Consider the following 25387-nt stretch of genomic DNA (forward strand, 5'->3'; position numbering starts at 1 on the left):
TGCCATGACGCCGCAGGGGCCGCATACCCCACGCGCCGATTCGCGCCGAGGGGACATCCTGCGGTTCCATGGTGAGAATGACCACCACTCATGCTCAGGAGCCGCACCACCCTGCGGCCACAGATGAGGGGAAGACGTTCTTCGGCCACCCCCGGATGCTGTTCAACCTGTTCTCGGTCGAACTGTGGGAACGCTTCTCCTTCTACGGGATGCAGGCCATCCTCGCGTACTACATGTACTTCTCGGTCGCCGACGGCGGCCTGGGGATCGACCAGAGCATCGCTCTGCCCCTCGTCGGCGCCTACGGCGGCGGCGTCTACCTCTCCGCCATCCTCACCGCCTGGATCGCCGACCGGCTGATCGGCGCCGAGCGCACGCTGTTCTACTCAGCTGTGCTGGTGATGATCGGCCATATCGCCCTGGCGGTGCTGCCGGGCGCGGCCGGACTGGCCGTCGGGCTGATCTGCGTCGCCGTCGGCTCGGGCGGCGTGAAGGCCGCCGCCGGCTCACTGGTGGGCTCGCTCTACACCCGTCAGGACCCGCGCCGCGACGCCGGCTTCTCCATCTTCTACATGGGCGTGAACATCGGCGCGCTGGTCGGCCCGCTGCTGACCGGCTTCCTGCACGAGCGCATCGGCTTCCACTACGGCTTCGGAGCCGCCGCCGTCGGCATGGTCCTGGGCCTGGCGATCTACGCCGCGGGCCGCAAGGACCTGCCGGAGGAGACCCACGACGTGGTGAACCCGCTGCCCAAGGAGCTCAGACTGCGCTACGGGATGATCGCTCTGGCCGGTGCAGTCGTGATCGTCGCGCTCTTCGCCGCCGGGATCGTCACCCCGGCGAACCTGGCCAACGTCATCGTCGGCGTCGTGGTCGTCGCCTCGATCTGCTACTTCGTGGTGCTGCTGCGCTCGAAGAAGGTCGACGCGGTCGAGCGCAGCCGGGTGAAGGCCTTCATTCCGCTGTTCGTCGCCTCCGCGGCGTTCTTCGCGCTCTTCCAGCAGCAGTTCACCTTCATCGCCGTCTACTCCGAGGAGCGGCTGGACCGGAACATCCTCGGCTGGGAGATGCCGGCGAGCTGGGTGCAGTCGATCAACCCGCTGTTCATCATCATCTTCGCGGCGATCTTCGCCACGATCTGGACGAAGATGGGCGAGAGGCAGCCCTCGACGCCGCTGAAGTTCGGCACCGCGCTGATCATCATCGGCATCGCCTACCTGGTCTTCATCCCGCTGGAGTCCTTCGAGAAGACCCCGCTGCTGGCGCTGGTCGGCATCCTGCTGCTGGTCACCTGGGCGGAGCTCTTCCTCAGCCCGATCGGGCTCTCTGTGGCGACGAAGCTGGCCCCGGTGGCCTTCACGACCCAGATGCTGGCGCTGTTCTACCTGTCCATCTCGCTGGGCACCACGCTGGCGGGCATCCTCGCGGCCTTCTACACCGAGGGCAACGAGATCCCCTACTTCCTCTCCCTCGGCGGCACCTGCGTGGTCCTGGGCCTGGCCCTGGGCGCGGCGACGCCGGGCCTGAAGAAGCTCATGGCCGGCGTGAAGTGACCCGCTGAGCCGGGTCCCGACCCTGCACACGACGACGGCGCCGTCCCGACCTGCCGAGGATCGGGGCGGCGCCGTCGTCGTATCCGCGGAGGCGAGCTCTGCGGCGGCCCGGCCGCAGCGCGGCCCGCGCCGTTCACCAGATGCGCGAGGTGAGTTTGGGGTACTTCGGGCTGAGGTCGTCGCCGGAGGAGGTGCCGGTCAGCCGCCGCTTCATCCAGGGCAGCACGTGCTCGCGGGTCCAGGTGACGTTGCCGGCGGTGCGCTCGACGAGGTTCTGCGGCGGCAGGTCCTCGATCTCCGGGGCGGGGATGTCGTCCTTCGCCCCGAGCACCGCCAGGACCTCCTTGGCCATGGCGGTGTGGCCGGAGATGCCCAGGTGCATCCGGTCGACGTCCCAGTAGCGCCAGTCCTGGAACTTCTTCATGTGCCAGAAGTCCACCAGCGTGCAGCCCAGATCGTCGGCGATCTTGCGGACGTGCTCGTTGTAGATGGCGGTGCGCCCGCGGGTCAGATTGAACACCGGGGCCTTGGCCGAGTCGAAGCCGGTGAAGAGCACGACCTGCGCGCCGGTGTCGACCAGCTGCCGGACGGCATGCCGATAGCGGGCCATCAGACCATCGACGTTCACCACCGGCCGCAGGATGTCGTTGCCGCCGGCGTAGAGGGTGACCAGAGTCGGCTCCATGGCGACGGCGGCGTCGATCTGCTCGTCCAGGGCCTGGGGCAGCTTCTTCCCGCGGATGGCGAGGTTCGCGTAGCCCCAGCGCGGGTCCTCGGCGATGAGCTGGGCGGCGACCCGGTCGGCCCAGCCGCGCACGGCGTTCGGGCTCGAGGGGTCGATGTCCCCGACCCCTTCGGTGAAGGAGTCGCCGAGCGCGACGAAGCGCTTCTCGAACGGTCCGTCGAGTTCATCTGCTGCGGACATGGGCGCTCCTGAAGACGACGACTGCTTCGTACCTCTTCACACTATCGCGGGGCCGCGACGGGCGACCACTGGCCGGCCGCGCGGCTCGCTCAACGCAGCTCGGCGATCTCCTCCGCCGTGAGCTCGCGGACCGGCCGGTCGTGCAGCAGGAAGGCCAGCTGGGCGGAGGCCTCCAGCTCCTCGGCGGCGTTCACCGCGTCCTCCAGCGACGCGCCGGCCACCAGGGATCCGTGGTTGGCCAGGATCACGGCCCGTGACCGCTGACCGGCGGTGCGGATGTCGTCGAGCATCTCCGCCGCCCCGGGGCGGAAGTAGGGCACCACGGGGACCTCGCCTCCCAGCCGCATCACGAAGTACGGAGTCAGCGGCGGGATGACCGGGTCCTCGCCGGCGGGCAGGCAGCTGACCGCGGTGACGTAGGTCGAGTGCAGATGCACCATCGCAGCGGACTCGGGCCGTGCCTGGTACATCGCCCGGTGCATCACCACCTCCTTCGAGGGGCGAGGCCCGTCGACGTGCTGCCAGTCGTGGTCCAGCACCGCCAGCTCGTCCTCCTCCAGGCGTCCCAGGGAGGCGTTGGTCGGCGTCATCAGGTACCCCGTGTCCGTGCGGACGCTGAGGTTCCCGGCGCTGCCGACCGAGTATCCCCGCTCGAAGAGGCTGGCTCCGAGGGCGACGATCCGACGGCGGGCGGCCTGCGCGGCATGGTCCGCGGTGTGGTCGGTCACTGCTGTGCTCTCCTCTGCTGGTGGGGACGGGCGGCCGGGTCCGCTCTCCCGTCGCCCGGGGCGTCATGGCGTCGCGGCGGATTCATCATACGAAGGCGTCGACGATCAGCAGCGTCACCATGCTCGACCCCCAGGCGATGGTGGTCGGCACCGACCAGGCGAGCATCTGATGGGCGGCGTTCTTCACCCCGAGCATGCGATTGACGACCCAGAACAGGCTGTCGTTGAAGTAGCTGAAGAACATCGACCCCAGGCAGGCCGCCTGGGCGGCGAGCACCATCGTCACGCCGGGCATGTCGGCCATGATCGGCGCCGAGATCGAGGCCGCCGTGATGATGGAGACGGTCCCCGAGCCCTGGATCGCCCGCACGATGGTCGCGATGACGAAGGGGATCAGCACTGCCGGCAGCGGCAGACCCGAGGCCCACTCGCCGATCGACTGCCCGGTGCCGCTGTCGCGCAGCACCGCGCCCAGCGCACCGCCGGCGCCGGTGACCAGCAAGATGATGCCCGCGCTCTCGACGCCCTTCTCCATGTCGGCCAGCGTGTCCTGACGCGGCTGTCCGCGGGTCAGGCCGTAGACGGCGATGAGCACGCCGATCAGCAGGGCGATGACGGGGTTTCCGACGAAGGCCGCGGTCTGCACCAGCACCTCGGGCAGCGTGATCGCTCCGGCCTCGGTGAGATTGGTGGAGACGGTGTTGGCGAAGATCAGCAGGATCGGCACGAGGATCGGCATCAGCGAGATCGCCAGCGAGGGCAGCTTCCGCTCCCGCTCGACGGCCTGAGCCTCGAACTCGGCGAAGGCCGCGCTCGGGGAGAGCTGCTCGCCGGTCTGGGCGGCGACCTTCGCCTCGATCCGCGGGCCCATGATCGTCGCGTAGAGCACCACGAGCACCAGAGCCGGCAGGGTCAGGACCACGCCCCAGAGGATCATCTCCCCGACGCCGACGTCGAAGATCCCCGCCGCGCCCAGCGGGCCGGGAGTCGGCGGCACGGCGTGGTGGGTCATGGTCAGCCCGCCGGCCAGGGCGATGCCCAGGGTGAGGATGGAGCGCCCCGAGGTGCGGCTCAGCGACCGCACCAGCGGGGTGAGGATGACGAAGGCGCTGTCGACGAAGATCGGGATCGAGATGATGAATCCCGCCCCGGCGAGCGCCCATTCCTCCCGCTTGCGGCCGAGCCAGCGGATGAGCGTCACCGCCAGCTTCTCGGCGGCCCCGGAGGCTTCGAGGATCCGGCCCATCATCACGCCGAGGCCGATGACCAGTCCGATGGTCGACAGCGTGGAGCCGAACCCGGTGGTGATGGACTCGATGGTGGCGTCCGGGGCCATGCCCGCGGCCAGCCCGGCGATCGAGGCGGCGATGACCAGGGCGAGCACGGCGTGCACCTTGGTCCGCAGCACGAAGAGGATCAGCAGCGCGACGGCGACGGCCAGGCCGACGACGGCGCCTATCTCAGAGGTGGTGACGGCATCATTCATGGTGTCCTCCTCGACACATCATGAGCATCCGCCGCGGAGGTCGCGGCGAAGGCAGCGGAACGGTCAGGCAACGAACTCGTCGTGATGCTGGCGGACGGCCTCCTCGAAGCTTCCGTCCGGACGGAAGCCCAGGGCCAGGACGCGGTCGACGTCGAAGGCCGCGGGCCAGGAGCGGATGATGCGGCTGATCCGCTCGTCCGGCTCGTGATGGACCCGGGCCACGGCCTCCTCGCCGCCGACCCGGCGCAGGGCTTCGAGCATCTCCTCGACGGTGACGGTGACGCCGGGCAGGTTCAGCACCCGCCAGGAGCCCAGCGGCGCGGAGTCGACGACGGCGGCGTGGACCAGGTTGTCCACCACGGTCTGCGGCGAGCTCAGCCAGAGCCGGGTGTCGGTCGGCACCGGGCAGACGGAGTCCTCGCCCTGCAGCGGCTCGCGGATGATGCCGCTGGCGAAGGAGGAGACCGCCGAGTTCGGCCGCCCGGGACGCACCGAGATCGTGGGCAGCCGGCAGATCCGCGCGTCGACGAAGCCCTTGCGCGAGTACTCGTTGACCAGCAGCTCGCCGATGGCCTTGAACGCACCGTAGGTCGACTCCGGCTGGACCCCCTGGTCCTCGGCCAGGACCTCCGGCAGCTCACCGCCGAAGACGGCTATGGAGCTGGTGAAGATGAACCGCGGCGTCGCGCCGGTCGATCGGGCGGCCTCGAGCAGCGCGCGGGTGCCGTCGACGTTGACGCGGTGGGAGAGGTCGAAGTCGTCCTCCGAGCCGCCGCTGAGCACGGCGGCCAGGTGGTAGATCGCCGCAGTGTCGGCGTCGACGACGTCGGCCAGCAGCTCGGCGTCGCCGAGATCGCCCACGCGGGACTCCACTCGGGGGTCCTCCACCGGGCTCTCGGCGAGGTCCAACGAAACGACGGCGTCGACGTCCCAGGGCAGCCGCCCCGCATCCTGGGCGGCGAGCAGCTGGGTGATCACGCGGCTGCCGACGAATCCGGCGCCTCCGGTCACGATGATCTTCATGGGTCACAGGTCCTTTCGCAGGTCTCGGGTCTCAGGGGCGGGAGCGCCCGGGCTCGCCGATCAGCAGCTCGACGCCGAGCTGGGCGAGGTGCTCGCCGGCGGCATCGGGCAGCGCGCCGTCGGTGACGATGCTGTCGAAGGCGTCCAGGGCGACGGCGCGGCAGGCCGCCACCCGGCCGTACTTGCTGCTGTCGGTGGCCAGGCAGGACCGCGAGGAGTTCTCCACGATCGCGCGCTTGACCAGGGTCTTGGCCTCCGAGGGCACGGAGAGTCCGCGCAGGTCGAAGGAGGACGCCGAGACGACGGCGAGGTCGATGTTGAACTCGGCCAGCTCCGCGGCGGGGACCGCGCCCTCGGTGGAGAGGTTCGCGCTGTCCAGCCGCCCGCCGAGCACATGCACTCCGGCGGTGGGATGATCGCCCAGGCAGGCGGCCACGGCCAGGTCGTTGGTGATGAGGTCCACCGGCAGCTCCTCGGCGCGCTCCACCAGCTGCCGGGCGACGGCCAGCATCGTGGTGCCGGCGTCGAGGTAGACCAGGTCCCCGGGACGGACGAGCTCCACCGTCCGGGCGGCGATCGCCTCCTTCTCCGTCGGATGCAGGCCCAGCTTGGCCTGATGCGTGGCGTCCAGCGCGATGCGCGAGGGCAGCGCCACGCCGCCGGAGACCGAGACCACCCGCCCGGCCTCCTCGAGCTGGCGGATGTCCCGGCGCACGGTCATATGCGAGACGCCGAGGGCCTCGGTGAGCTCCGCGATGCTCACCGAGCCCTGCTCCTCGACCAGATGGACCAGGCGACGTCGACGCTCGTCGGGGATCATGCCCCGCTCCCGCGCCGGTCGGCCCGGCCGGAGCCGGTGCGTCGATGGAACCAGCCCAGCCCGGCGCGGGTCTCCCCCGCCGGCCGATACTCGCAGCCCACCCAGCCGGCGTAGCCGACGTCGTCGAGCACGCCGAGGACGTGGTCGAGGTCGAGTTCGCCGCCGTCGGGCTCGTGCCGGTCCGGCACCGAGGCGATCTGCACATGCTCGACGACGTCGGCGGCGGAACGGATCAGCCGCGTGAGGTCCCCGTCGGTGATCTGCGCGTGGTAGAGATCCAGCTGCAGGCCGACGGCGGGATGGTCGATCTGCTCGAGGACGTCGCGGCCCTCGTGCACGGAGTCGAGGAGGTAGCCGGGCATGTCCACCGGGTTGATCGGCTCGATCAGCACGCGGCGGCCCACCGCCGCGGCGGCGTCGGCGGCCTGCCGGACCCTGCGGACGTGGACCTCGCGGGCGGCGGCCCGACCGGCGGCGTCCAGTTCGCCGTCGGGCCGCGGGATCCCCGCCATCACGTGGATCCGCGGGCAGTCGAGGGCCTCGGCGTAGCGCAGGGCGGTCTCCAGGCCGCGGTCGAACTCCTCCTGCCGATCGGGCAGGCAGGCCAGACCGCGCTCGCCGGCCGCCCAGTCGCCGGCCGGCGCGTTGAAGAGCACCTGCTCGACGCCGGCGTCGCGGCGCGCCGCGGCGACCTCCTCGGCCGGATGGTCGTACGGGAAGAGGTACTCGACGGCGGCGAAGCCGGCGTCGGCGGCGGCCTGGAACCGCTCCAGGAACGGCATCTCGGTGAACATCATGGACAGATTCGCGGCGAAACGGGGCATCGGGATCTCCAGATCGGCGGGGCGGCGGGTCAGCCGCGCGGGGCGGTCTCGTCGAGGTCCGGAGTGCGCAGCGCGTCGGCGAAGAAGTCCTCGTCGCCGAAGTTCCCGGATTTCAGGGCGAGGTCGATCCCGTCGGGGACCCCGCGGGTCCACGGCACCCCCGGTGCGATGGTCGGCCCCACCTCGAAGGCCGCCAGGCCCAGGGCCCGGGTGACGGCTCCGGAGGTCTCTCCGCCGGCGGCGACGATCCGGACGGTGCCCCGGTCGCGCAGCGCGGCGGCGATCCGGCCGAACAGCGACTCGATCGCCGCGGAGACCTCCTCGGCGCCGTGCCGCCGCTGCCAGGCCTCGACCTCCTCGGGGCCGGCAGTCGCGTAGATCAGCGGAGCCGGCCCCTCGGCCTGCCGCGCTGCGGCCCACTCGACCAGTTCGTCGACATGCTGCTCAGCGTCGGCCACCGCGCGGTCGACGTCGACGGCGCGGGCTGGAGCGGTCTCGCCGTACCGGGCGACCTGGCGGTTGGTCATCTGCGAGCAGGAGCCCGAGAGGATGACCGCGGGCCCGGCGGCAGGCCGCCAGCGGGCCGACGGCGCCGCGGCGTCGGCCCGCTCTCCTCCGTCGGACGCGGCATGAGCCAGCACCGCCTTCGCGACGCCGGAGCCGATTCCCGATCCTCCGGTGACCAGCCGCAGGTCGCGGACGGCCTCGCCGATGACGTCGAGATGACGCATCTCGACGGCGTCGACCGCGACGTAGCGCGCCCCGGCCTCGCGCGCCGCCTCCAGCGCCTCCGCGACCGCCGCGGGGCCGGCGTCGACGGCGGCGAGGGGGACGACGGCGGCGCGTCCGGCGCTCTGGGCCTCCATGAGTCGCACGAGGCTGGAATCGCGCATCGGGGTGACGGGGTGGTCGCGCATCCCGGACTCGTGCAGCGGGACCCCGTGGACGGAGAGGTGCCCGTCGCGGACGGTCCGGCCGTTGACCGGCAGCGCCGGCACCAGCACGGTGACGTCCTCCTCGAGCGCCTCCAGCAGCGCGTCGGTCACCGGCCCGATGTTGCCGGCGGCGGTGCTGTCGAAGGTCGAGCAGTACTTGAACAGGATCCGCTGGGCGCCGAGGCCGCGGAGGGCGTCCAGCGCCCGCAGGCTCTCGGCCACGGCCTGCTCAGCCGGCGTCGACCGGGTCTTGAGGCTGATGACGACCGCCTCGGCGTCCAGCCCGTCCGGGAGGTCCTCGATTCCGGCGGGACCGGTGAGCTGGACGGTGCGCAGTCCGGCCTCGACCAGGAAGCCGGCCGCATCGGTGGCGCCGGTGAAGTCATCGGCGATGACTCCGAGCGTGATGGCCATCGGCGTCTCTCCTCGTCCTCGCAGTCGGCACGGACCGACCTGGGCATGTGCAGATATGTGAATCTTTTGAGTCACGTTCACATAAGCTAACATGATCCGCATCACGCCGTGAAGAGCGTCACCCGCCGAGCCTCACGCTCGAGGCGTCGCCGGAGGCACGATTCCGCCGCACGGCAGCGCACGACGCCGCACGACCCCGCCCGCCCTCGTCACCTCAGGAGCAGCCATGACATCCGCCCCCGCGCCAGCCGCCCCGCGGCGCCGCATCACCTTCGTCGGCGTCGGCGCCATCGGGCTGCCGATGGCTCGTCAGCTCGCCCGCGCCGGACACGACGTCACCGCAGTCGACACCTCGCCTCAGCGGCGCGACGCCGCGGCCGCGGAAGGGCTGAGCCCCGCGGCGACGGCTCGGGCGGCCGAGCAGTCCGACGTCGTCGTGGTCATGGTGGCCACGCCGGAGCAGCTGACCGCCGCCGTCTCGGACGAGGACGGCCTGCTCGCCCGGATGCGCGCCGGCTCGACTCTGGTGGTGATGAGCACCGTGGGGCCCGAGGCCGTCCGCGCCCTGGCGGCGCCGGCGCGCACGGCCGGCGTCGGGCTCCTGGACGTGCCGGTGACCGGCGGCGTCGCCGGAGCCGAGCAGGGGGCGCTGCGGCTCTTCGCCGCCGGCGATCCCGCCGTGCTCGACGACCGGACCGAGGTGCTCGAGGCGATGGGCACCGTCGTCCGCTGCGGCGACGAGGTCGGCGTCGGGCAGTCGTTCAAGGCCGTGAACCAGCTGCTGTGCTCCGTGCACATCGCCGTCGCCGGCGAGGCGCTGGCCCTGGCCGAGTCGCTCGACCTGGACCCGCAGGCGGTGCTGCAGGCGGTCGCCTCCGGAGGCGCCGGCTCCTGGATGCTCTCCGACCGGGGACCGCGCATGCTGGAGGGCCCGGAGGCCGAGGTCCGCAGCGCGGTCGGCATCTTCGTCAAGGACACGAACCTCGTCGAGGAGATCGCCGCGGACGCCGGCTTCGACGCGCCGCTGCTGCGCGCCGCCCGGGAAAAGTACCGCGCCGCCGCGGAGGCCGGGCTGCTGGGGCACGACGACTCCCAGGTCATCCAGACCTACCGCTGACCGCCTGCTGACACACGTCGAGCGGGACCGCCGTCGTCGCCCGGTCTCTGGTCATCGAGTGGGCGATGTGTCGAGGTCTCGACGCCGATCCGCCGCCAGAACCTCGACACATCGCCCACTCGATGCCGGGGCCCCTCAGCCCTGGCCGTAGAGCGGGTTCGCCCCGGGAGGCCGCTCCTCCGGCGCCACCGGGCCCGGCGCGGTGCCGGCGCCGAAGGGCGAGCCGCCCAGCGCCTCGCGGCCGTGGGCGGTGAGCCAGCTGGCCAGCTCGGGCCCCTTGGGCACGATCTGGGTGGGGTTCACGTCCTCGTGGACGACGTAGTAGTGCCGCTTGATCTGGTCGAAGTCGACGGTGTCGCCGAAGCCCGGAGTCTGGAAGAGGTCCCGGGCGTAGGCCCAGAGGTTCGGCATCTCGGTCAGCTTGTTCCGGTTGCCCTTGAAGTGCCCGTGGTAGACGGCGTCGAAGCGCACCAGCGTGGTGAACAGCCGCACATCGGCCTCGGTGATGGTCTCGCCCATCAGGTAGCGCCGGTCGGCCAGCCCGTCCTCCAGCCAGTCCAGCGCGGTGAAGAGCCGGTCGTAGGCCTCCTCGTAGGCCCGCTGCGAGCCGGCGAAGCCGCAGCGATAGACGCCGTTGTTGACCTCGGTGAAGATGCGCTTGATGACCGGCAGCATCTCCTCGATCTGCTCGTCCGGGATCAGATCCGGCGCGCCGGCGCGATGGTGGGCTCGCCACTGGGTGGAGAGGTCGAAGGTCAGCTGCGGATAGTTGTTCGTCACCACGCCGCCGGAGGGGACGTCGACCAGCGCCGGCACGGTGATCCCGCGCGGGTAGTCGGGGAAGCGGGCGAAGTAGTTCTCCTGCAGCCGCTCGGTGCCCAGCACCGGGTCCCGGCCGTCCTCGGTGAGGTCGAATGTCCAGGAGCGCACGTCGTGCACCGGCCCGGGAGCGGCCAGCGAGATCACATCCTCCAGACCGAGCAGCCGCCGGACGATGATCGACCGGTGCGCCCAGGGACAGGCGCGGGCGGCCACCAGCCGGTAGCGCCCCGGTTCCACGGGCCAGGCGTCGGCGCCCTCGGTCAGCCCCGCCAGCCGCGGGTCGCCGATCGTCGAGCCCTCCTCCCGGGGCGCCGCGGCCGCTGCGCCGACGTCGGCGACGACCCGGTCCTCGATGTAGTTCGTGTCGCGGGTGAACTCCTCACCGGTGACGTACGCCCCGGCGGTGGAGTGCTGCGTCCCGACGGTCTTCTGCGAGTCCTGCTCAGCGTCCTGTGCCATGGCTCCAGCCTAGGCCAGCGCCGCCGACGGCGTCAGTGACGCCGGACGCGTCGCGTCACTACGCTGGAGCCATGACTGCCCCGCGCATCGACCGCATCCGCTGCGACAATCCCTCCCCGATGACGCTGCAGGGGACGATCACCTATGTGCTCGGCGGGGCGCGGCAGGTCGTGATCGTCGATCCGGGGCCCGCAGACCATCCGGAGCACCGCGAGGCCGTGGCCGCAGCCGTCGCCGGACGGGAGGTCTCCGCGATCCTGGTGACCCATCGGCACGGCGACCACACCGGTGCCGCCGCGGAGTTCGCCCGGCGCTTCGACGCCCCGGTCCGCGGCGCGGACCCGAGCTGGTGCCTGGCGGCCGACGGCGGGCACGACGGCGCGCGCGGACCTGCCGGCGCCGTCGACGCGCCGGCCCCGCTGACCGACGGCGAGCGCCTGGACGTCGACGGCGTCGCGCTGGTGGTGGTCCATACGCCGGGCCACACCTCGGACTCGGTCAGCTTCTGGGTCCCCGACGATCCCTCCGACGTCGACGGCGCGGGAGGCGGGGCGATGCTCACCGGCGACACCGTCCTGGGCGCGGGCACGACGATGCTCGACCACCCGGACGGCACGCTGACGGACTATCTGACCAGCCTCGAGCGGCTGCGCGCCCACAGGGCCGCCCGCCTGCTGCCGGCCCACGGCCCGGAGCGCGAGAGCCTGGCCGCCGTCGTCGACGACTACCTGGCCCACCGGCGCGAGCGGCTCGACCAGGTGCGCGGGCTGCTCGCCGCGCACGGTCCGGACCTCGACGCCGTCGCCCTCGGCCGGCTGATCTACGGCGAGGACTCCGGCCTGCCCGCGGGCGTGACCACCAAGATCGCCGCCGCCCAGCTGGACCACCTGCACCGGATCGGCGAGCGCTGAGGATTCGCCAGTCTCAGCGCTGCGGACTCGCCAGCCTCGATCCTGCGGGCGCCCGGGCCTCAGAACGGGCGCGGCATGGGGTCGTGCTCGACCCAGCGGATGCCGTGCACCGCCACTCCCTCGGCCTGCACGTGGTCGACCAGCGAGGACGCCGCCGCGGAGAGCCGGTCGAAGGCGTGCGGCTCGGCCTCGCCGGGCGGGCCCGCCGCGCAGAAGGTCAGGCTCACCACCGGCATCCCGCGATGCGAGGTCCGGCGCTCCTGCAGCACGGCGAGCTGACCGTCGGTCACCCCGACCAGCGGCCGGCCGTCGACGTCCTCGCGGAACTCGTCCATGAACCCGGTGAGCTCCTCGATGGCGTACTCGACGGCGTCGAGGTCGTCGGCCTCGATCAGCGCCTCGAGCACGGCCCATTCGTCCCTGGTCAGGCGGCGCGGCCCCCAGTCCACCTTCTTGCGCCAGCGCATGCTGCGACCTCCTGCTCGACGATTCCGTTCCCGCCTTCCAGGGTGACGCACGCGCGGCTCTGCGGCCAGATCACGGACACCCCTGCACAGCGGAGGACCACGACGCCTAGGATACTTCCATGAGCTCCCACACTGCTGTGATCACCGGTTCCACGGCCGGCCTCGGGGCGGCCTTCGCCCGCCAGCTGGCCGGACAGGGCTACGACCTGGTCCTGGTCGCCCGCGACGGCGGGCGTCTGCGCACCCAGGCCGAGGCGCTGGCGGCCCAGTACAGCGTCGACGTCGACGTGCTGGTCGCCGACCTGGTCACCGACGACGGCGTCGCCGCAGTGCAGGAGCGGCTCTCCGATCCGCGTCACCCGGTGAGCCTGCTGGTCAACAACGCCGGCCACGGCCTGTCCTCGGACTTCCTGGACTCGACCCTCGACGACGAACGGAACCTGCTGCGACTGCACGTCCAGACGCCGATGGAGCTCTGCCACACCGCCGCCCGGGCGATGACCCGCCGCCGGGCGGGCCGCATCATCAACGTCGCCTCAGTGGCCGGATTCACCCCGACCAGCACCTACTCGGCGGCGAAGTCCTGGGTCATCAACTTCTCCAAGGCGCTGCATTCCCAGGTCCACGACGACGGCGTGGTGGTCACCGCGCTCTGCCCGGGCCTGGTCCGCACCGAGTTCCACGAGCGCTCCGGCCTCGACGTCTCCGGCGCGAAGCGGTGGATGTGGCTGGACGCCGACGACGTCGTCCGCGAGGGCCTGGCCGCCAACGCCGCCGGGGCCTCGACCTCAGTGCCCTCGCGCAGCTATCAGGCGCTGACCGCCGGACTGCGGTTCATGCCCGATTCGCTGGTGCAGTGGGCGGTCAGCAAGCGCGCCGGCGACGCCGAGCAGGACGGCGCGAGCGCGGCCCCGCCCCAGGAGACCTCGGACGACGCCCGCTGATCAGGCTTTGACGTCGAGGACCAGCCGCGACGGATCCTCGAGCGCTCGGACTTCGAAGGGGCGCTCGCGGTCGAGGCCGATGTAGTAGGTCGAGGAGCCTTCGAAGACCACTGTCGAATAGGTCGAGCGGATGATCGAGCTGGCATGGGCCCAGTCGCGCGCGCCGACCCGGTGGCCGGCCTCTTTCCCGGCGTTGCCGGGCATCAGCCCTTGCGCGTGCACGGCGATGAAGTCCTCGCCGGGCATGTCCACCGCGCCGCCGCTGCCCGGCTGGGTCGGCCGCGCCACGTACTCGACGCGCCAGGCGGGCATGCCGTCGCCGGCATGCTCGAAGACGACTCGGTCGAACTCCGAGTGGGAGCCGACGCGGACAGTGTCCAACAGCAGCTGCTCGCCCTCTCCGACCGGATCCACCGAACCGGGGAACTGCGCGGACTGCTTGGCCTCGACGGAGAAGCTGTCGACGTCGACGTCTCCGACGCCCGAGGGCGCCCCGTCATCCGAGGGGTCGGCTTCGGCGGCCTCCGCGGCGCCGGAAGACGCGTCGGAGGAGAGATCGGAGGGGGCGTCGCCGGCCGTCGCGCCGGTCGCGGCGGTGTCGCCGACGCCGGTCGGCCCGGCTTCGGGGGCGCCGCAGCCGGCCACGCTCAGAGCCAGAAGCATCGCAGCCACAGTCCCGGCACGCCGGCCGCGGCGGCGTGCCGTCGGCCGCAGATGCCGCGGCAGACCAGCCGTCGGCGGCGGCTGCCCATGCGTCGTCGTGTCCATGCTCTCCTGCGGGTCCTCGTGCGGTCGCGCGCCCTCGGGCCGGCCGCTCGGAACGGTCGAGGTCGGCCGGGACGGACGAGGGCGGGAACGTGCCTCGTGCCTCCACCATAGCCACGTCGCCGACGGGCGGCCGAAGCGAGTCCCCGGTCAGCACGCGGTCGTAGCCGGATCGTGATCCGGCGGGGACCGACGACTCAGGCCTCCCCGCGGGGCGCGCGGGACGGCCGGTCCTCTCCGTCCTCGCCGTCGTCGTGGCCGTCCGCGGCGTCGTCGTCCGGGGCGTCCTGGGCGTCCTGGGCGTCCTCCGGAGCCTCGGTGGCCAGACCGTCATGCTCCTCCTGGCGCTCGCGCCGCTCGCGCAGCGCCTCGTCGCCGGGGCCGGTGAAGTCGCGTCCGCGCTCGACGGCGGCGATGCTGCCGGTGAACAGCGAGGCGCCCTCTCCGCTGTAGGCCAGCGGCGTCTCCCCGGTGTCGGGCGTCTCGGAGGGCTCCTGCTGCTCAGCGTCGACCGACGTCGGCCATCCGGGCTCCCCGGGCACCACGTCCAGCGGCGCCGTGGAGGGCCGGGGGTCCCCGGCCTCCTGCGTCGGCGACGCCGCACCGGCTGCGGGCGCCGCGTCCTCGTCCCGGTCCGTCTCGTCGTCGACCTGGTCCAGCGCCCCGGTGCGCACCTGCGTGCCGTCCCGGGCCAGGGCGTCGTCGTGGGAGACCAGCATGCGCTGGGTGAGCACGGCATAGGGGTGCTCGGCGCGCAGATAGTTCACCAGGTCCTCCCGGACCAGGCAGCGCAGGTCCCAGAGCTCGGCGGAGTTCCGGGCGGAGAGCACCACCCAGACCTTGACCATCCCGGCGGAGGCGTCGGTGACCTGGAGCCCGTAGTCGCGGCCGTCCCAGAGGTCGGTGGACTCCAGCAGGCGCCGCATCCGGCCGCGGAGCGCGTCCATCGGCACCCGCCAGTCGACGTCGAGCTCGACGGTGCCCATCAGCTGGGTGCCCACCCGGGTCCAGTTCTCGAAGGGCGTGGCCACGAAGTAGCTTGAGGGGTAGATGATGCGGCGGTCGTCCCAGACCTTCAGCACCACCACGGAGAGCGTGATGTCCTCGACGGTGGCGAAGTTCTCCTCGACGACGATCACGTCGCCGACGCGGATGGTGTCGGTGAAGGCCAGCTGCACGCCGGCGACGACGTTGGAGAGCGTCGACTGCATCGCGATGCCGGCGACCACCGAGAGCACTCCCGCCGAGGCCAGCAGTCCGGCGCCCAGAGCGCGGACCTGCGGGATGAGCAGCAGCATCGCCGCCACCGCCACAGTGATGATGACCGCCATCATCACCCGCCGGATCAGCGAGACTTGGGTCTGCACGCGGCGGCCGCGCCGGTCGTCCAGGTTGCCGTCGCCGCCGTAGTGGGCCAGCACCACCGCCTCGACGACGCGCACGATGCGCACCGCCCACCAGGCCAGACCGACGATCACCAGCACGATCAGCACGAAGCCGGCCGCGTCGGCCCACGCCGAGTCCCCGGCGGAGTAGCTGAGCGAGATCCGCGACCCGACCAGCAGCAGCGTGAGGAACAGCGGCAGGCGGGTGCGGTCGACTGCGCCCAGGGCCGCGGGGATGCGTCGCAGGAGCTGCTTGGCGACGACCGAGGTGGTCAGCGTGATCCCCAGGGCGACGACGAGTGCGATGCCGACGCCGAGGAGCAGGCCCCAGACCGGCCCGGCGCCGGTGACCAGCGTCTCGACGTCCTGCGGGACGTTGTCCTCGACGACGTCGGTGACGTCCTCCGCCGGGTCTCCGCCGGTGGCCCTGTCGGTCGGCTCGGGCGACTCCCCGCCGGCGAGCAGGCCCAGGGGCCGCGACGGGGGAAGGAGCGAGGAGAGGAGTGCAGACGGGATCATGCTCGACACCATGGCATCCATCATTCCACGGAACCCTGCATGCCTTCCCAGCCTCGACTGGACGGCGGACGTCCGCCGTCCGCGTTTCCCGGCCGGGCACGCTCCGGGGGACAATGACCGGGACGATCCCCGCCGCGGCGCGCGCCGGAGTCCGCCTCCGGCGACCCTGCGCCGTCGCCCAGCCCGCCTCGAGGAGGACCATGATCACGCTCAGGGACCTGCGCGGCAGCACTGCCGACGTCGACTCCATGCTGCCTCGCGCCGCCCAGGACGTCTCGGCCACCGTCGACACTGTCGCCCCCATCCTGGAGAAGGTGCGCACCGGCGGCGCCGAGGCGGTGCTGGCGCTCGGCGAACAGTTCGACGGCGTGCGCCCGCCCGCCCTGCGCGTGCCGGAGTCCGTCCAGGATGAGGCCCTCGAGGGGCTCGATCCTGAGATCCGCGCGGCCCTGGACGAGCTGATCCGGCGGGCGCGGAGGGTCCACGCCGCCCAGCTGCCGCAGGACTCGACCGTCGCCCCCGGCGACGACGCGCAGGTGACCAACCGATGGGTGCCGGTGCGCCGGGTCGGCCTCTACGTGCCCGGAGGGCAGGCGGTCTACCCGTCGTCGGTGGTGATGAACGCCGTCCCCGCCCAGGTCGCCGGCGTCGAGTCGCTGGCCATCGCCTCTCCCCCGCAGCCCGAGTTCGGCGGCTGGCCGCATCCGACGGTGCTGGCCGCCGCCCGGCTGCTCGGCGTCGACGAGGTCTACGCGGTCGGCGGCGCGCAGGCGGTCGCGATGTTCGCCTACGGCGCCCGGGACGACGCCGGAGCGCAGGTCTGCCCGCCGGTCAGCCTGGTCACCGGGCCCGGGAACATCTTCGTGGCCACGGCCAAGCGGGCGGTGCAGGGTGTGGTCGGCATCGACGCCGAGGCCGGCCCGACCGAGATCATGGTGCTGGCCGACGAGACGGCCGATCCGGCCCTGGTGGCCGCGGACCTCATCTCACAGGCCGAGCACGACGAGCTGGCCGCCTCGGTGCTGGTGACCGATTCGATGCCGCTGGCCGAGGCGGTGCTCGCCGAGGTCGAGGCGCAGGCGGCGACCACCCGGCACGTCGAGCGGGTCAAGGAGGCGCTGACCGGCACGCAGTCCTCCGTGCTGGTGGTGGACTCGATCGACCGCGCCCTGGCCGTCGCCGATGCCTACGGCGCCGAGCACCTGGAGATCATGACCGCCGACCAGCAGGCCCACGCCGCACGCATCACCAATGCCGGGGCGATCTTCCTGGGCTCCTGGACTCCGGTCTCGCTGGGCGACTACTGCGCCGGCTCGAACCACGTGCTGCCCACCGGCGGCGCCTCGGCGTACAGCTCGGGGCTGAACGTCACCAGCTTCATGCGCTCCCAGCAGGTCGTCCACTACGGCCGTGAAGGGCTGGGGCAGGTCGCCGGCCACGTCACCACTCTGGCAGCTGCCGAGGGACTGACCGCCCACGGCGACGCGGTGGACGTGCGCTTCCGCTGAGCTGGGACGGCTCCGCGTCCAACCGCGCCTGGGCGGCCAGACGGATCGGCGCGTCGGCGGCTCCGTACCCGTCGTAGTCGCCGAGACGCTGGACGAGCTCGAAGAACACGCCGCCGACGCGGCGGGTATAGAAGTGCAGGAACTCGCCGTCCGCGTCACGGTCGTACATCACCTGGTGGGCGCGCAGCGACCGGAGGAACGTGTCAGTCAGGCCGAACCGGGCCTCGAGGTCGTCGTAGTAGTTCCGCGGCACCGGCAGCGGCCGCATGCCGCGGCGCTGCGCGCGCCGGGCCACGGCGAGGACGTCGTCACAGGCCAGCGCCACGTGCTCAGTGTGCTGATCGCCGGCTGCCGGCAGCACGTTCAGCGGCACTCGGACGACGCCGTCGGGGGTGCGCAGCACACGGCTGCGCACCAGCCCGTGGAGACTCGCGACCTCGGTGCTGGTCCCCTTCTGCAGACCCAGCACCCCGGTGCAGAAGTGCACCGTCTCGTCGTAGGTCTCCCAGGGGCTCATCAGATTGAGATGATCGACCGCGTACACCCCCGCTTCGCCGGCTTCGGCGTCCTCGTCCTGCGGCACGCCGTGCTCGAACTCGTCGATCCAGCCCGGCCGGCCCGTCGCGTCCGACTCCCCGGCGGCGAGGAACAGCTCGACGCCCTGGGGCGAGACGAAAGCCGGCAGCCGATGTTCGCCGGCCTGGATCCGTCGCGTCACCGGCGGCACGCCCAGGGTGGAGATCCGCTCCTCGGCGGCGTCGATGTCGGGGTAGAGCAGCCCCATCCCGGCGACGTGCGGGCGTTCGCCGCGGGCGTGCTGCTCATTGAGGATGATCCGCGCCCCGCCGGCGCTCCACAGCCGCACCGGCTTGCTGCGATGCTGGCCGCGGAAGCTCAGCCCCAGCTGCTCGAGCACCTCTTCGACGTCGGTGGTGTTCTCGGCGCGGACCTCCACGAAGTCCACCCCGACCGGATGGCCCGCCGCCGGCACCGTCGGCAGGGCCTCGGCCCCGGCCTGTTCGCGAGCGGTGCGATCGGCCAGGGCCACGAGCGTGCGATGGGCTTGGGCGGCGGTGGCTCCGGAGGCTGTCTGCCGGAAGATGTCGTTGAAGACTTCCAGGGAGATCGGCCCGGAATAGCCGGACCGGACGACATGCCCGAGGAACGTCACGAGGTCGAAGTCGCCCTCGCCGGGGAAGAGCCGGTGATGACGGCTCCAGGACAGCACGTCGAGGGAGAGCGCCGGGGCGTCGGCAAGCTGCACGAAGAAGATCTTCTCGGCGGGGATGTCCTCGATGCCGGCGGGGTCGTGCCCTCGGGAGAGGATGTGGAAGCTGTCCAGGCACGTGCCGACGGCGGGATGGTCGGCGAGCTCGACGATCCGCCAGGCTCGCCGGTAGTCGTCGACGAATCGGCCCCAGGCCAGCGCCTCGAAGGCCACACGGACCCCGTGCGCGGAGGCCAGCTCGCCGAGCCGGCGCAGCTGCGCGGCGGAGACCTCGTCGGAGTCCTCCGTCGCCGTGGACACGTTGCTGCAGACCAGCACCGTCCCGATGCCGAGCCGCGCCATGATCCGGAATCGGGCCTCAGCTCGTCGAAGATTGTCCTCCAGCAGCTCCTCGGAGACGCCTTCGAAGTCCCGGAAGGGCTGGTAGAGGTCCAGGGCGAGTCCCAGCCGTTCGGCGCGGGCTCGCACCTCCTCAGGCGTGAGCTCGCTGGCCACCAGATCCGGCTCGAAGATCTCGACTCCGGAGAACCCCGCCTCGGCGGCGGCCTCCATCTTCTCCTCCAGGCTGCCGCTGAGGCAGACCGTGGCGATGGATGTGTGCATTCCTCGTCACCTCGTCCCTGATTCGTCGGTCACCAGCTGCTCGAAATGCCGGCGCATGCGGTCACGGTCGGGCTCGAGACCGGTGATGTGCCGGATGCTGTCGGCCGCCTGGCCCACGGCCATGAGCCCGCCGTCGAGCACCCGGAGACCGCAGGCCCGCGCGCGGGCGACGAGCTCGGTCTCCAGCGGGCGGTAGACGACCTCGGAGATCCAGGCCCCGGCCGGCAGGTCCTCGGGGGCGACGGCGGCTCCTGGATGCGCCGCCATCCCTGTCGGGGTCGCGTGGATCACCCCGTCGACGCGGCCGAGCGTCGCCTCCAGGTCACCGCCGGTGGTGCTGAACCGCGTGCCCGGGTGGTGAGGCCGGAACCTCTCGACGACACGACGAGCGGCGACGGAGTCCAGATCGTGGACCACGATCTCGGCGAAGCCCATCGAGGCCAGGGCATGGACCGTGGCCAGCCCGGCTCCCCCGGCCCCGATCTGTAGAGCCCGCCCCCGAGCGTCGTGGCCGAGGAAGCTCTCGAGTCCGGCGCGGAAGGCCGAATGGTCGGTGTTGTGGGCCTCCCGGCACGGACCGAGCAGCACCAGGTTCGCCGAGCCGATCTGCACCACTTCCTCGCCGGCGACGTGCACGTGCTCGAGCACCCGTTGCTTGTACGGATGGGTGATGTTCGCGGCGACGACGCCGCGGGCCTCCAGCCCGTCCAGCACCGCGCCGAGATCCGCCTGGTCCTCCTCGGCGAGGTCGACGCGCTCGTAGACGTAGTCCAGCCCGAGGGCCGCACCCTCGCGCTCATGGAGCGCCGGGGTCAGCGACGGGCCGATGCCGTCGCCGACGAGCGCGACGCGGATCGCACTTCCGTGGATCTGCTCGTGCCGGGTCGTTCCGTCCGGTGTCGCGGCGCTCATGGGCGGGACTCCTTGATCGAGGTGTACACGTCGAGCGACTCACCGCTCAGATGCTCGCGGAACCAGTCATCGGCCCGCGCGCGGAAGGCCTGGACGTCGACATCGTCGACCACTTCGAAGCCCTTCTGCGCCTCGAAGGTCTCCACCAGGCGGGCGTCGCTCTCGGCGACGCACTCGATCATGCGGTCCTCGGCGGCGCGGACGGCGTCACGCAGGACTTCCTGCCGGTCGGCGGAGAGCTCGTCGTAGATCTCGCCCATGACGATCAGATTGGAGTTCTGCTGGTGGGCGGAGAGGCTCAGGTACTCCTGGACTTCGTCCATGTTCTCCGAGGCGATGTTGCCCAAGGGGTTCTCCCCGCCGTCGACCAGCCCCTGCTGCATGCTCAGATAGACCTCCTCATAGGCCACCGTCGTCGCATCGGCACCGAGCGCCCGCGCGTTGAGCAGGTACTGCGTCGAGCCGGGGAACCGGATGCGCAGCCCGTCCAGGTCCTCCGGAGTGCGTATCGGGTCGTTGGCCGTGAAATGGCGCGGTCCGATCGACCAGGCTCCGAGCACGTTGATGCCGGAACGCTCCTTGAAGGCCTCGGTGAGCTCGTCGGACGCGCCGCTGCGGAAGTACTCCGAGACGTGTGCGGCATCCTCGAAGGCGTAGGCGGCGTCGACCACGCCCATGGGCTCGTGCACCGCGGCCAGGGCGGAGGCGCCCTGCAGGTCGATGTCGATGTCCCCGGAGAGCACCGAGGCGATGCGATCGGCGTCTCCGCCGAGCTGGCTGGAGTCGTAGATCTCGACGCTCATGCCCGCATCGGCCTCCTCCACCTCCTTCCGGATCGTCTCGGCGCCGCAGGTGTGGGCGGTCTGGTCCTGAGTGTAGGAATGGGCGAGGGTCAGTTCGACCGTGTCGTCGCCGGCGCCGCCTGAGCAGCCGGCGAGCAGACCGATCGGCAGCAGCGTCGCCGCGGCGAGGGTTCTGCGTATCAGTGTCATGGTTGTCCTTGGTCGTGCGGCACGGAGGACCCGGCCGGTCGATGGAGCATCTGTTGGTGCGAGCTACAGACCGAGCAGCTCGGGGAGCCAGAGGACGAAGTCCGGGAAGAGGATGATCACCAGGCAGATGAGCACCATGGGGATCAAGAACGGGGCCGCCCCGCGGAACACATCCCCGACCGGGATCTTGAGCGTGGAGCTCAGTACATAGAGGACCGTCCCCACCGGCGGGGTGAGCAGGCCGATCATCAGCGAGAGCACCATCAGCACGCCGAGCACGATCGGGTCGACGCCGATCTCCGTCGCGATCGGCATCAGCATCGGCACGGTGAGCACCAGCACCGCCACCGCGTCGACGACGGTGCCCAGCACCAGCATCAGCAGCGCGACGAGCAGCAGGAACAGCGTCGGATCCTCGGTCACGGTGAGCATGATCGAGGCCAGCTCCTGCGGCACGCGCTCGCGGGCGAAGACGTAGCCCACCAGGGCGGCGGAGGCGACGATCAGCATGATGGCCGCCGTCGTCATGACGGTCTCCACGAAGATCCTGGGCAGATCACGCAGACGGAGGCGTCGGTAGGCGAATCCCAGGATCAGCATGTAGAGCGAGCCCACGGCGGCGGCCTCGGTGGGCGTGAAGAAGCCGCCCAGGATGCCGCCGAGGATGATCACCGGGGCGACGAGCGGCAGCAGCACGGCCCGTCCGGTGCGCAGCACCTGCTCCCAGGAGAACCCGACGTCGGTGATGTCCGGCTGGCGCCGCACCCAGATGAAGACCACCCCGGCCAGGCCCACCGCCATGAGCAGGGCCGGCAGGACCGAGGCGGCGAAGAGCGCGCCGGTGGAGACCGCGCCCAGACCGGCGAAGATGACCGCCGGGATGCTCGGGGGCATGACCGGAGCGATCAGCGCGGAGGATCCCACGACACCGACGCTGAAGCGGCGGGAGTAGCCGTGCTTCTCCATCTGCGGCACCTGCACCTTGCCCAGTGCGGCGGCATCGGCCACTGCCGAACCGCTCATCCAGGAGAAGCCCAGGCTCACGCCGATGCTCACGTATCCCAGCCCTCCGCGGACCTTGCCCATCAGAGCGAGGGCGAAGTCGAAGAGCCGGTCGGCGATGCCCGCGTGCCCGGCCAGGGTTCCGAGCAGGATGAACAGCGGGATGGCCAGCAGGGGGAAGCTGGCGGTGGACTCTGCGACCAGCCGCATGGCCAGGCCGCCCGAGTGGCCGGTGAGCAGCAGATACCCGAGGCCGGGCCCGAGGAAGGCGAAGGCCACCGGGACCCGGAGGAACAGCAGGACGGCGATCGCGAGGAGCATGAGGACGACGGTCATGACTGGACCTCCCGGTTCACCTTGATGGCGAGGGCGTCGCTCTCCTGGGCCGCAGGAACGCCTTCGCGCGCCACGACTGTCGCGGCGGCCGCCGAGCGCAGCGCGGTGCTGACGAAGCCGACCAGGGGCAGCACATAGTGCAGCGACATGCTCATTCCGAGCGACGGGGACGTCAGGATCGACGAGCTCGGGATCAGCGACCAGCACTGCCAGGCGAAGAGCCCGGCGATGACGGCCACGAGCAGATGGGCGAGCACATGGAAGCCGCGGACCGCCCGCTCGGACTTCAGCGTGTCCACCAGCTGCAGCGCGATGTGCCCGTCACGCGTGACCAGCACGCCGGCGGCGAGGAACGTCAGCCATACCAGCGCGAAACGTGACAGCTCTCCGGTCCAGGTCAGTCCCTCGAACGGCAGGTGGCGCTGAAAGGCCTGAATGAGCACCGCCACGAAGATCACCCCGGTGAGAAGGCCGGCCACGCCGAGCTCCACCGCTGTGACGGCCGCGAGGAGACGGGCCGGACGACTCCCGGCCTTCCGTGTCTGAGATGCCATGATGCATCCTTCCGTCGTCGGACGACGGACCGGATGTGGCCCGCCTCACATGACGGGGTTGAACTTAGCAACAGCATGGCAAACCGGAAATTCAGTTGCCACTAGTTGCCAAAACTGATGAGATCTCCTCATGCCGAAGGTCACCATCTACGACGTCGCCCAGGAAGCGGGCGTCGCTCCGTCGACCGTCTCCCGAGCACTCAACAGGCCTGCCAGAGTCAGTGATTCGATGCGTCGGCGCGTCCAGGAGGCGGCAGAGAGCGTCGGCTACGCGACACCGGCCCGCCAAGGGCGCACGCCCCGGAAGACGATCGCGATGGTTCTGGCCGACATCACCAATCCCCACTTCATCAAGATCATCCGCGGCGCTGAGATGCGGGCGAAGTCGTCGGGATTCACCTTCGTGGTGGTCAATGCCGAGGAGTCGCCGCAGATCGAGCTGACGCAGGTCCGCGGTCTGGCATCGAAGGTCGACGGCTTCGTGCTGGCCTCCAGCCGACTGCCGGACCAGGAGCTGCTGGCGCTGGGGAACCGGCACAAGCTGGTGCTGCTCAACAGAGACCTGGACGGCCTGACCAGCGTGCGACTGGACATGGTGCACGGCTGTCGGCTCATCCTCGAGCATCTGGCCTCGCTGGGCCATCGCGAGTTCACGTTCTGCGCGGGTCCACCCGGCTCCTGGATCGGCTCGCTCCGCTGGGCCACGCTCCGCGACGCCGCGCACGAGCATGGGCTCACTGCGCACCGGATCGGCCCCTATGCCCCGACGGTGGCCGCCGGCGGGGTGGCCGCCGACACGGCACTGCGGGCCCGGCCCACCGCGCTGGTGGCGCACAACGACTTGCTCGCCTTCGGAATCATGGACCGTCTAGCATCGCGCGGAGTCGCGGTCCCGGATGACGTCAGCGTGGTCGGCTTCGACAACAACTTCGCCGCCGACCTGGTGACGCCCCCGCTGACCACCGTGGACGGTCCGGGCGGAGAGGTCGGGGGACGCGGCGTCGATCTGCTGCTCCGTTCCATCGCCGACGAGCCCGATCGGCACGGCCCGCTCATCGACCCTCCCGACGATCGCATCACGCTTCCGACGGAACTGATCCTGCGCGAATCCACGGGTGTGGTGCGGCCGGGCTGAATCGGACACGACGGCGCCGGCGCTCATCCCGCGAACGGAGGAACGCCGGCGCCGTCGTGCGTCGGGGGCGAAGGCCCGCCCCGCTGCTGATCAGCCGGTCAGGACATCACATCGGTGTTGACCCAGCCGACGACGGTCTCGCCGTCGTCGGCGTAGCGGACCTGCACCCAGGAGCCCTGAGTGTCGAGCTGGCGCACGGCGGCGCCGCGCGGCAGCTGAGCGAGCTTCTCGCTGGAGCTTGCGGCCTCGGCGCGCAGCGGCACGCTGAGCGAGAGCTGCCAGGACGTGGCGGCCTCCATCGTGCCGGAGCCGCTGCCCGAGCCCGGCAGCGTGTAGTTCTCCACGCCGCCCGGGTCGCCGGAGAGGCCGAGCTTCTCCTGGCAGCCCGGCCAGGCACCCCAGCCCTGGATCTTCCACAGCTCGTAGCCGCGGGCGATCTGCTCGTACTTCGAAGCGTGGTGCGGATAGCCTGTTCCGCCGACGGCCTCCCAGGACTGTTTGGTGAACTGGATGCCGCCGTAGAAGGTGTTGCCGGTGTCGATGCTCCAGTCGCCGGAGGACTCGCACATCGCCAGCCGGTCCCAGACCGGGTTGTACGACGGCGGCGGCGTGGAGGAATCGCCGGACTGGGCGGCCGATCCGTCGCCCTCGGGCTGAGGTTCAGGCTCGGGTTCCGGCTCGGGCTCCGGGGCGCTGAGCTCGTCCACCCGGGCCTGAATGGCCGCGTGGTCGAGGACCCCGTTCGAGTCGGTGTACTTATCCTGCGAGACCAGGTTGCCGAAGGTCTGCTCCGGCGACTGCCCCAGCAGCGAGGCCAGCTCCTTCACCACACCCTGGGTAGCCGCAGTGTACTGGCTCAAGCTGTGCGACGAGCTGCTGCCGGATCCGCTCGAGGACGAGCCGCTGGAGGAGTCCGTCGACGACTCCGGCACGGATTCCGGAGCGCCGAGCTCGTCCACCCGGGCCTGAATGGCCGCGTGGTCGAGGACCCCGTTCGAGTCGGTGTACTTATCCTGCGAG

Annotated in this window: 23 protein-coding genes; 6 read left to right on the top strand and 17 right to left on the bottom strand. The window is 71.3% G+C overall.

Annotation, left to right across the window (positions count from 1 at the left end):
• Positions 1-77 precede the first annotated feature (77 nt).
• The gene (locus GCL72_RS08815) at positions 78-1553 is read left to right on the top strand and encodes a peptide MFS transporter (protein WP_153144346.1); all 1476 of its coding nucleotides are present in this window, start codon (positions 78-80) and stop codon (positions 1551-1553) included.
• A 133-nt stretch (positions 1554-1686) separates the two neighbouring features.
• Here GCL72_RS08815 and GCL72_RS08820 read toward each other — a convergent pair whose 3' ends face one another.
• The 7 genes from GCL72_RS08820 to otnK all read right to left on the bottom strand — a co-directional run bounded on the left by GCL72_RS08820 (position 1687) and on the right by otnK (position 8708).
• A complete protein-coding gene (locus GCL72_RS08820; RefSeq protein WP_153144347.1) occupies positions 1687-2478 on the bottom strand; it encodes an SGNH/GDSL hydrolase family protein in 792 nt (263 codons plus the stop codon).
• An 89-nt stretch (positions 2479-2567) separates the two neighbouring features.
• Positions 2568-3206, bottom strand: a complete 639-nt coding sequence (gene otnC / locus GCL72_RS08825) for a 3-oxo-tetronate 4-phosphate decarboxylase (RefSeq protein ID WP_153144348.1) — start codon at positions 3204-3206, stop codon at positions 2568-2570.
• Between the two features lie 85 nt (positions 3207-3291).
• Complete coding sequence (locus GCL72_RS08830; RefSeq protein WP_153144349.1) at positions 3292-4692, bottom strand: GntP family permease; 1401 nt, start codon at positions 4690-4692, stop codon at positions 3292-3294.
• A 63-nt stretch (positions 4693-4755) separates the two neighbouring features.
• Positions 4756-5715 (bottom strand): D-erythronate dehydrogenase, encoded by a 960-nt coding sequence (denD, locus tag GCL72_RS08835; RefSeq protein WP_153144350.1) that lies wholly within the window; start codon positions 5713-5715, stop codon positions 4756-4758.
• A gap of 31 nt (positions 5716-5746) precedes the next feature.
• On the bottom strand, positions 5747-6535 hold the full coding sequence (locus tag GCL72_RS08840) for a DeoR/GlpR family DNA-binding transcription regulator (RefSeq protein WP_153144351.1): 789 nt from the start codon (positions 6533-6535) through the stop codon (positions 5747-5749).
• Positions 6532-7359, bottom strand: a complete 828-nt coding sequence (otnI, locus tag GCL72_RS08845; RefSeq protein ID WP_153144352.1) for a 2-oxo-tetronate isomerase — start codon at positions 7357-7359, stop codon at positions 6532-6534. Before otnI ends, GCL72_RS08840 begins: the two co-directional genes overlap by 4 nt.
• Before the next feature lie 29 nt (positions 7360-7388).
• Positions 7389-8708 carry a 3-oxo-tetronate kinase gene (gene otnK, locus GCL72_RS08850; RefSeq protein ID WP_170289605.1) on the bottom strand — a complete coding sequence of 440 codons (1320 nt, stop codon included), beginning with the start codon at positions 8706-8708 and terminating at the stop codon, positions 7389-7391.
• 226 nt (positions 8709-8934) lie between these two features.
• Between otnK and GCL72_RS08855 the strand changes: the two genes are divergently transcribed.
• On the top strand, positions 8935-9825 hold the full coding sequence (locus GCL72_RS08855; RefSeq protein WP_153144353.1) for an NAD(P)-dependent oxidoreductase: 891 nt from the start codon (positions 8935-8937) through the stop codon (positions 9823-9825).
• Between the two features lie 135 nt (positions 9826-9960).
• Here GCL72_RS08855 and GCL72_RS08860 read toward each other — a convergent pair whose 3' ends face one another.
• The gene (locus tag GCL72_RS08860; protein ID WP_153144354.1) at positions 9961-11106 is read right to left on the bottom strand and encodes a glutathione S-transferase family protein; all 1146 of its coding nucleotides are present in this window, start codon (positions 11104-11106) and stop codon (positions 9961-9963) included.
• Between the two features lie 71 nt (positions 11107-11177).
• On the opposite strand from GCL72_RS08860, the gene GCL72_RS08865 reads away from it, so the two are divergent.
• Positions 11178-12017 carry an MBL fold metallo-hydrolase gene (locus GCL72_RS08865; RefSeq protein ID WP_153144355.1) on the top strand — a complete coding sequence of 280 codons (840 nt, stop codon included), beginning with the start codon at positions 11178-11180 and terminating at the stop codon, positions 12015-12017.
• A gap of 59 nt (positions 12018-12076) precedes the next feature.
• On the opposite strand, the gene GCL72_RS08870 is transcribed toward GCL72_RS08865, so the two are convergent.
• Positions 12077-12484: a hypothetical protein gene (locus GCL72_RS08870; RefSeq protein ID WP_153144356.1), complete on the bottom strand. Its 408-nt coding sequence runs from the start codon at positions 12482-12484 to the stop codon at positions 12077-12079.
• Between the two features lie 119 nt (positions 12485-12603).
• Between GCL72_RS08870 and GCL72_RS08875 the strand changes: the two genes are divergently transcribed.
• Positions 12604-13428 (top strand): SDR family NAD(P)-dependent oxidoreductase, encoded by an 825-nt coding sequence (locus GCL72_RS08875; protein WP_153144357.1) that lies wholly within the window; start codon positions 12604-12606, stop codon positions 13426-13428.
• Here the strand turns inward: GCL72_RS08875 and GCL72_RS08880 are convergent, their stop codons facing one another.
• Positions 13429-14091: an AMIN-like domain-containing (lipo)protein gene (locus GCL72_RS08880; RefSeq protein ID WP_153144358.1), complete on the bottom strand. Its 663-nt coding sequence runs from the start codon at positions 14089-14091 to the stop codon at positions 13429-13431.
• Between the two features lie 299 nt (positions 14092-14390).
• Complete coding sequence (locus GCL72_RS08885) at positions 14391-16097, bottom strand: mechanosensitive ion channel family protein (protein ID WP_153144359.1); 1707 nt, start codon at positions 16095-16097, stop codon at positions 14391-14393.
• A 200-nt stretch (positions 16098-16297) separates the two neighbouring features.
• Here GCL72_RS08885 and hisD point away from each other — a divergent pair, with 200 nt between their 5' ends.
• Complete coding sequence (gene hisD, locus GCL72_RS08890) at positions 16298-17605, top strand: histidinol dehydrogenase (RefSeq protein ID WP_153144360.1); 1308 nt, start codon at positions 16298-16300, stop codon at positions 17603-17605.
• On the opposite strand, the gene GCL72_RS08895 is transcribed toward hisD, so the two are convergent.
• From GCL72_RS08895 to GCL72_RS08915, 5 genes are all read right to left on the bottom strand, one after another.
• Entirely contained in the window at positions 17538-19436 is a 1899-nt protein-coding gene (locus tag GCL72_RS08895) for a bifunctional sugar phosphate isomerase/epimerase/4-hydroxyphenylpyruvate dioxygenase family protein (RefSeq protein WP_153144361.1), read from the bottom strand. The two genes, hisD and GCL72_RS08895, sit on opposite strands and share 68 nt — an antisense overlap.
• 6 nt (positions 19437-19442) lie before the next feature.
• A complete protein-coding gene (locus tag GCL72_RS08900) occupies positions 19443-20348 on the bottom strand; it encodes a shikimate dehydrogenase (RefSeq protein ID WP_153144362.1) in 906 nt (301 codons plus the stop codon).
• Positions 20345-21340, bottom strand: a complete 996-nt coding sequence (locus GCL72_RS08905; RefSeq protein WP_153144363.1) for a DctP family TRAP transporter solute-binding subunit — start codon at positions 21338-21340, stop codon at positions 20345-20347. The genes GCL72_RS08900 and GCL72_RS08905 overlap by 4 nt, the downstream gene beginning before the upstream one ends.
• 63 nt (positions 21341-21403) lie before the next feature.
• Positions 21404-22678, bottom strand: a complete 1275-nt coding sequence (locus GCL72_RS08910) for a TRAP transporter large permease (RefSeq protein WP_153144364.1) — start codon at positions 22676-22678, stop codon at positions 21404-21406.
• Positions 22675-23232 (bottom strand): TRAP transporter small permease, encoded by a 558-nt coding sequence (locus tag GCL72_RS08915; RefSeq protein ID WP_153144365.1) that lies wholly within the window; start codon positions 23230-23232, stop codon positions 22675-22677. The genes GCL72_RS08910 and GCL72_RS08915 overlap by 4 nt, the downstream gene beginning before the upstream one ends.
• A 130-nt stretch (positions 23233-23362) precedes the next feature.
• On the opposite strand from GCL72_RS08915, the gene GCL72_RS08920 reads away from it, so the two are divergent.
• On the top strand, positions 23363-24367 hold the full coding sequence (locus tag GCL72_RS08920) for a LacI family DNA-binding transcriptional regulator (RefSeq protein WP_153144366.1): 1005 nt from the start codon (positions 23363-23365) through the stop codon (positions 24365-24367).
• Between the two features lie 98 nt (positions 24368-24465).
• Here GCL72_RS08920 and GCL72_RS08925 read toward each other — a convergent pair.
• Positions 24466-25387: transglycosylase family protein (locus tag GCL72_RS08925; RefSeq protein WP_211365012.1), on the bottom strand; the 922-nt coding region annotated here is incomplete at its 5' end.

Origin of the sequence: Nesterenkonia halophila (assembly GCF_009467795.1) — a bacterium.
Classification (GTDB): domain Bacteria; phylum Actinomycetota; class Actinomycetes; order Actinomycetales; family Micrococcaceae; genus Nesterenkonia; species Nesterenkonia halobia.